Origin of the sequence: Pseudolysinimonas sp. (genome assembly GCF_031389465.1) — a bacterium.
Lineage (GTDB): Bacteria > Actinomycetota > Actinomycetes > Actinomycetales > Microbacteriaceae > Pseudolysinimonas_A.
Map to the genome: position 1 here is coordinate 1 of NZ_JANMSQ010000240.1, position 5,760 is coordinate 5,760.

Annotated in this window: 6 protein-coding genes and 2 pseudogenes; 4 read left to right on the forward strand and 4 right to left on the reverse strand. The window is 69.9% G+C overall.

From position 1 onward, the window contains the following. Positions 1 to 16 precede the first annotated feature (16 nt). Together nucS and RMO30_RS09520 are read left to right on the forward strand one after the other, a co-directional pair. On the forward strand, positions 17 to 712 hold the full coding sequence (gene nucS, locus RMO30_RS09515) for an endonuclease NucS (protein ID WP_309712497.1): 696 nt from the start codon (positions 17 to 19) through the stop codon (positions 710 to 712). A 2-nt stretch (positions 713 to 714) separates the two neighbouring features. Continuing rightward, entirely contained in the window at positions 715 to 1,386 is a 672-nt protein-coding gene (locus tag RMO30_RS09520) for an HAD hydrolase-like protein (protein WP_309712500.1), read from the forward strand. 91 nt (positions 1,387 to 1,477) lie between these two features. Here the strand turns inward: RMO30_RS09520 and RMO30_RS09525 are convergent, their stop codons facing one another. The 3 genes from RMO30_RS09525 to RMO30_RS09535 are packed head-to-tail and all read right to left on the reverse strand — an operon-like array spanning position 1,478 to position 4,100. After that, on the reverse strand, positions 1,478 to 2,506 hold the full coding sequence (locus RMO30_RS09525) for an NAD(P)/FAD-dependent oxidoreductase (protein ID WP_309712503.1): 1,029 nt from the start codon (positions 2,504 to 2,506) through the stop codon (positions 1,478 to 1,480). Continuing rightward, the gene (locus tag RMO30_RS09530; RefSeq protein WP_309712505.1) at positions 2,506 to 3,042 is read right to left on the reverse strand and encodes an isoprenylcysteine carboxylmethyltransferase family protein; all 537 of its coding nucleotides are present in this window, start codon (positions 3,040 to 3,042) and stop codon (positions 2,506 to 2,508) included. The genes RMO30_RS09525 and RMO30_RS09530 overlap by 1 nt, the downstream gene beginning before the upstream one ends. Further along, positions 3,039 to 4,100, reverse strand: a complete 1,062-nt coding sequence (locus RMO30_RS09535; protein ID WP_309712508.1) for a type III polyketide synthase — start codon at positions 4,098 to 4,100, stop codon at positions 3,039 to 3,041. Before RMO30_RS09535 ends, RMO30_RS09530 begins: the two co-directional genes overlap by 4 nt. 71 nt (positions 4,101 to 4,171) lie before the next feature. Here RMO30_RS09535 and mmuM point away from each other — a divergent pair, with 71 nt between their 5' ends. Further along, positions 4,172 to 5,068 carry a homocysteine S-methyltransferase gene (gene mmuM, locus RMO30_RS09540; protein ID WP_309712511.1) on the forward strand — a complete coding sequence of 299 codons (897 nt, stop codon included), beginning with the start codon at positions 4,172 to 4,174 and terminating at the stop codon, positions 5,066 to 5,068. Here the strand turns inward: mmuM and RMO30_RS09545 are convergent. Further along, a pseudogene (locus RMO30_RS09545) lies at positions 5,065 to 5,541 on the reverse strand (citrate/2-methylcitrate synthase); the annotation flags it as partial. The gene mmuM and the pseudogene RMO30_RS09545 overlap by 4 nt on opposite strands. Here RMO30_RS09545 and RMO30_RS09550 point away from each other — a divergent pair. Continuing rightward, positions 5,536 to 5,760 (forward strand): annotated as a pseudogene (locus RMO30_RS09550) (citrate/2-methylcitrate synthase); the annotation flags it as partial. The pseudogenes RMO30_RS09545 and RMO30_RS09550 overlap by 6 nt on opposite strands.

Consider the following 5,760-nt stretch of genomic DNA (forward strand, 5'->3'; position numbering starts at 1 on the left):
GAAATAGGCTGGCCGGGTGCGTCTGGTCGTTGCCCGCTGCTCGGTCGACTACGCCGGGCGGCTTTCGGCACACCTCCCGCTCGCGACGCGGCTGCTCGTGCTCAAAAGCGATGGCAGCGTGCTGGTGCACTCGGACTCGCTGTCGTACAAGCCGCTCAATTGGATGAGCCCGCCCTGCACCTTCGCCCTCGACGAGGTCGATGCTGAACGTGCGGAGGCCGGGGTCGTCGAACTCTGGCGGGTGAGTCAGGCGAAGACCGCCGACATCCTCGTCATCTCGATCTACGAGATCCTGCACGACTCGACCCACGACCTCGGGGTCGATCCGGGGCTGCAGAAGGACGGAGTCGAGGCCGATCTGCAGAGGCTTCTCGCCGAGCAGATCGCCTTGCTCGGTGACGGGCACACGCTGGTGCGGCGCGAGTACATGACGGCGATCGGGCCAGTCGACATCCTGGCTCGGGATGCCGCCGGTGCCCACGTCGCGGTCGAGATCAAGCGGCGCGGCGGCATCGACGGCGTCGAGCAGCTCACGCGCTACCTCGAGCTGATGAATCGCGACCCGCTGCTCGCGCCGGTTGCGGGAGTGTTCGCGGCCCAGTCGATCGCCCCGCAGGCGCAGACCCTCGCGGCCGACCGCGGCATCCGCACCCTGCTGCTCGACTACGACGCGATGCGCGGACTCGACGTCGGGCACGCCAAACTGTTCTAATCATGGCGAGCGACTACCCCTACACCGCGGTGCTGTTCGACCTGGACGGCACGATCGTGGACTCGGCGCCCGGCATCACCTCGTCGCTCGCGTACACGTTCGGGGCGATGGGGCTCCCCATCCCGCCGCCCGCGAAACTGCTCGAATGGATCGGCCCGCCGATCATGGACTCGTTCCGCGACCTCGCCGGATTCGATCCGCTGACCTCGGCGCGGGCGCTCGCGATCTACCGGGAGCACTACGTCATGACCGGGGTCTTCGACGCCGAGCTCTATCCTGGGCTGCCCGACGTGTTGCGCGCCATCCATGAGTCGCCTCTGCCGCTGTCGCTCGCGACCTCGAAGCCCGAATCGACGGCGCGGCTGATCCTCGAGCACTACGACCTGGCGCAGTACTTCGACGAGCTCACGGGCGCAAGCGAAGACGAGGTGCGCAGCGCGAAAGCGGATGTCGTCTTCGAGGCCCTGCGCCGCATGCGAGCACGCGGCGCCGACCTGTCTCGTCCGGTGATGATCGGCGACCGGCATCACGACGTGCTCGGCGCCGCGGCTCACGACGTGCCGACGATCTTCGTCACCTGGGGCTACGGCGCCCCGGAGGAGACGGCCGGCACCGTCGCCGTCGTCGACACCGCCGCCGAGCTGCTCACCGTGCTCGGCCTCGACGTGCCGTGACCCCGTCCCCCCGTCGTTGACCCCTCCGATTCGTGTGGATTGGCGGCGTTTCGCACCTATCCCGCCAATCCGCACGAATCCCCGGGGTGGACTACCGCGCGAGACGCTCGACTGCTGCCGCGAACACCGCGGGGAAGCGGGCGGCGACGGGCACGACCGCTCCGCGCAGCGGTGAAGCGGCGAGCCTCACGAGCGCGCCGGTGAGCCGCCGGAAGTCACGGGTCTCGCGCTCCCAGGCAGCCTCATACCCTTCCGGTTGGTCGGCGGTGATCGCGGCGATGGCAGCGCGGGCCTGCGCGAAGCCGATCCTCAACCCTTCACCGGTGAGCGCGTCGACGTAGCCGGACGCGTCACCCACGAGCAGCACGCGTCCGGCGACTCGGGCGCGGGTGCGCTGCCGCAGCGGCCCGGCGCCTCGCAGGTCGCTCGCGGCCTCCACGCCGCGCAGCCGTTCGGCGAGGGCGGGAGCCGCGGCGAGCGCGTCATCGAAGTGCTCGCCGCGACGGGCGAGCAGGGCGATCCCGACGACGCGTTCGCCGACGGGTGTCACGTAAAACTCGCCCGCCCGCGTCCACAGCACCTCGACAAACTCCGACCACGGGGGCAGCGCGTAGTGCCGCCGCTGCCCGAAGCGACGACGCGCCATCGGCGGGGGCAGGGCAAGCCCGGTCTCCCGAGCGACCGCGGAGTGCAGGCCGTCGGCCCCGAGCAGCCAGGCGGCGCGCAAGCCGACGGCCTCCACGAAGCCCGCGCGCTGGTGCACCCCCTCGACCCGGCCCTCGAAGAACCGCACCCCCGCGGCGACAGCCCGGTCGCGCAGCGCGGCGTGCAACACGGTGCGGCGCACCCCGCGACCCGGCCCGCCGTCGAACCGGTGCTCCACGCGGCGCTTGCCGTCGAGGTACGCGATTCCCTGGAACGGCATCCCGTCGGGGTCGACGCCGAGGCGGGCGAGCTCGGGGAGCGCGCCGGGCATGAGCCCCTCGCCGCAGGCCTTGTCGATCGGCCCGTCGCGCGGTTCCACGACAGTGACGTCGAGTCCGGCGAGCCGGGCTTCGATCGCGGCGGCGAGGCCGACCGGGCCGCCGCCCGCGATGAGAACGTCGGTGTCGACCGACATCAGGATGCCGCGGCTCGCAGCGCGCGCTCCTCGGCCGGGATGCGGAACCGCAGCAGCAGGATCGCGTTGAGCACAGTGAACACGAGAGCCGTGATCCACGCGGAGTGCACGAGCGGCAGCGCGATGCCTTCCGCGGCAACGATGACGTAGTTCGGATGCCGCAGCCACTGCCACCGGTACGGTCCGCGGCGCTGCAACGCCATCCCGGGCACGACGATGACCCGAGTGTTCCATTGGCGCCCGAGGGACGCGATCACCCAGTACCGTCCTGCTTGGCACAACAGTGCGATCGTGAGCATCGGCCACCCGAGTGCGGGGATGAACGGCCGCCCGAGCAGCCACACTTCGGCGAGCGCTCCGACCAGTAACCCGGTATGCAGCGCGACCATCGCGGGAAAGTGCTGAGCGCCCGACTCGACCCCGCCCCGCGCGAACGCCCACGACGCGTTGCGTTTCGAGATGACCAGCTCGACCAGACGCTCCACCCCGGTGAGCAGCACGAACGCGGTGAACCAGACGGCGCTGAACAGAATCATGCTGCCCACCGAAGGAGCACGTACTCGCTGGTCACGCCGGGCCCGAGGGCGAACAACACCCCGTGGGTGCCGGCCGGTTGCACGAGCATGTCGGCGAGCACGTGCAGCACCGACGACGACGAGAGGTTGCCGACGGCATCCAGCGACCGCCAGGAGGCGGCGAGATCGCGGCGTTCCAGGGAGAGGCCACGCTCGAACGCCTCCAGCACACGGGGACCACCGGGATGCGCGACCCAGGCCGAAACGTCGGCCCGCCCGACGGCGTGGTCGGCGAGCAGTCCGTCGACATCCGCCGCGATATTCGCGTCGATCGTGTCGGAGACGGCGGCGGTGAGCACGATGCGAAAGCCGGTGCCGCCGATGTCCCAACCGATGACCGACTCACTGTCGGGGTAGAGCGCTGCCCGCGTGCCGAGGATGTCGGGGCCGGGGAGCCCGAGCTCCGCGGCGCGCTCCGCCCCGGCGACGACGACGGCGGCCGCCCCGTCGCCGAAGAGCCCGCTTGCGACGAAGTTCGCCAGCGAGTCGTCGCCCTGCTGCAGGGTGAGCGAACAGAGTTCGACCGAGACGAGCACGGCGATTTCGCGCGGATGCCCGAGCAGGTAGTCATGCACGCGAGCCAGCCCGGCGGCGCCGGCGACACAGCCGAGGCCGAACGACGGCACTCGTTTGACGTTGCTGCGCAACCCGAGGGAGGGCACCAGCCGCGCGTCGATCGACGGCGCCGCGATGCCGGTCACCGAGGTGAAGAAGAGGTAGTCGACATCCTCAGGGTGAAGCCCCGCAGTCGCCAGTGCCTCCGCCATCGCGCGGGTTGCGAGTGCCGTGCCCTCGCGGATCCAGATGTCGTTGGCGTCGCCGAACGAGCCCAGATCACGGTACTGCTCGAGTGGCAGCACGGTGTACCGCGTTCCGATGCCGCTCGCCGCGTGGAAGCGCTCGAGCACCGCGCGTTTCGTCGCGTCGCGGGTGATCAGCCCCGACAGTTCGGCTGTGATGTCGCTCTGGGCGTAGCTGTGCGCGGGAAGCGCCGGTGCGACCGCCACGATTTGCGACATGTCCGGACGGTATCACCGCGCCCGCGAACACCCGCAGGGTCTTGCGCGCCGGCGCCGCTTAGTCTGGGCGCATGCCGAGCCTGCTCGACTCCCTGGCGATGCGACCGCTCGTGCTCGATGGCGGGCTCGGGACCCTCCTCGAACGGCACGGTCACGACCTCTCGTCGGCGCTGTGGTCGACCCAGACACTGCTCGACGATCCCGAAGCCGTGCGGACCGCTCACGGCGAATACCTCGCCGCCGGCGCGGAGATCGTGATCACCGGGTCGTACCAGGTCGGGTATGACGAGCTCGCGACGAGAGGCATCGACGCGGGAGCCGTCGATGTGCTCCTCGCGACCAGCGTGCGGCTCGCCCGAGAAGCACGCGACGCCGCTGGGGGCGAGGCCTGGGTGGCCGCATCCATCGGTCCGTTCGGCGCGATGCGAGCGGATGGATCGGAGTACACCGGCGAGTACGGGATCGGTGTCGCCGAGCTGCGAGCGTGGCACCGGCCTCGCCTTCACGCGTTGGCCGCAGCCGGTCCGGACCTTCTCGCCGCGGAAACCATCCCCTCACTCGCAGAAGTCGAGGCTCTCGCCGCTGAGCTCTCCGGCACCGGCATCCCGGCGTGGATCAGTGTGACCCCCGCGTTCGGCCGGATGCGATCGGGCGAACGGCTCGAGGAGGCGTTTGCTGTGGCCGCCGCGGTCGACGAGGTGATCGCCCTCGGCGTCAACTGTTGCGATCCGCTCGAAGTGTCGCCGGCTATCGCGGCGGCGCGTGCCGTCACCGACAAACCTGTCGTCGTTTATCCCAACAGCGGCGAGCAATGGGACGCGAAGAACCGCCGCTGGGTCGGCCGTCCGGGCGTTCCCGACGAACTCGTCACGTCGTGGCTTGACGCGGGCGCGCGAATCGTCGGTGGTTGCTGTCGCATCGGTCCGGCCGAGATCGCGAGGATCGCGGCGGTCGTCTCCGCCCGCTAGGTCGCCGAGGCCGGAACCTCGCGTTGATCCGGCCCGACATAGAGCGAAAGCGGGCGGATGAGCGCGTTCGCTTCGAGTTGCTCACGGATGTGGGCCGTCCAGCCCGTCACCCGCGAGGCGACGAAGAGCGGCGTGAACAGCTCCGTCTCGAAACCGATGAGGTGGTATGCCGGGCCCGACGGATAGTCGAGGTTCGGCTTGATGCCCTTGCGGTCATCCATCGCCTTCTCGAGGGTGTCGTAGAGAGCGAGCAGATCCGGTCGGTCGTACTCCTCGATCAGGGTGTCGAGCGACGCCTTCATCGTGGGAACGCGCGAGTCGCCGTTCTTGTAGACGCGATGCCCGAACCCCATGATCTTGCGCTTCTCGGCAAGCGCTTGGTCGAGCCACGCCTCGGCGGCGTCGGCCGAGCCGATCTCGTCGAAGATGTGCATGACGGCTTCGTTGGCCCCGCCGTGCAGCGGACCCTCTACGCCGAGCACTCGTTCAACGCGTCGACCTTCACGGCGCGCGTCATTACGTCGACGCTCGCCGACCTCTACTCGGCGGTGACCGGCGCGATCGGCGCCCTCAAGGGTCCGCTGCACGGCGGGGCCAACGAAGCCGTCATGCACATCTTCGACGAGATCGGCTCGGCCGACGCCGCCGAGGCGTGGCTCGACCAAGCGCTTGCCGAGAAGCGCAAGATCATG

What these genes read in the sequence shown, in the direction of transcription:
- RMO30_RS09520 (WP_309712500.1), top strand. Translation starts at nt 715, where the DNA reads ATGGCGAGCGACTACCCCTACACCGCGGTGCTGTTCGACCTGGACGGC.
- RMO30_RS09525 (WP_309712503.1), bottom strand. Translation starts at nt 2,506, where the DNA reads ATGTCGGTCGACACCGACGTTCTCATCGCGGGCGGCGGCCCGGTCGGC.
- RMO30_RS09530 (WP_309712505.1), bottom strand. Translation starts at nt 3,042, where the DNA reads ATGATTCTGTTCAGCGCCGTCTGGTTCACCGCGTTCGTGCTGCTCACC.
- RMO30_RS09535 (WP_309712508.1), bottom strand. Translation starts at nt 4,100, where the DNA reads ATGTCGCAAATCGTGGCGGTCGCACCGGCGCTTCCCGCGCACAGCTAC.
- mmuM (WP_309712511.1), top strand. Translation starts at nt 4,172, where the DNA reads ATGCCGAGCCTGCTCGACTCCCTGGCGATGCGACCGCTCGTGCTCGAT.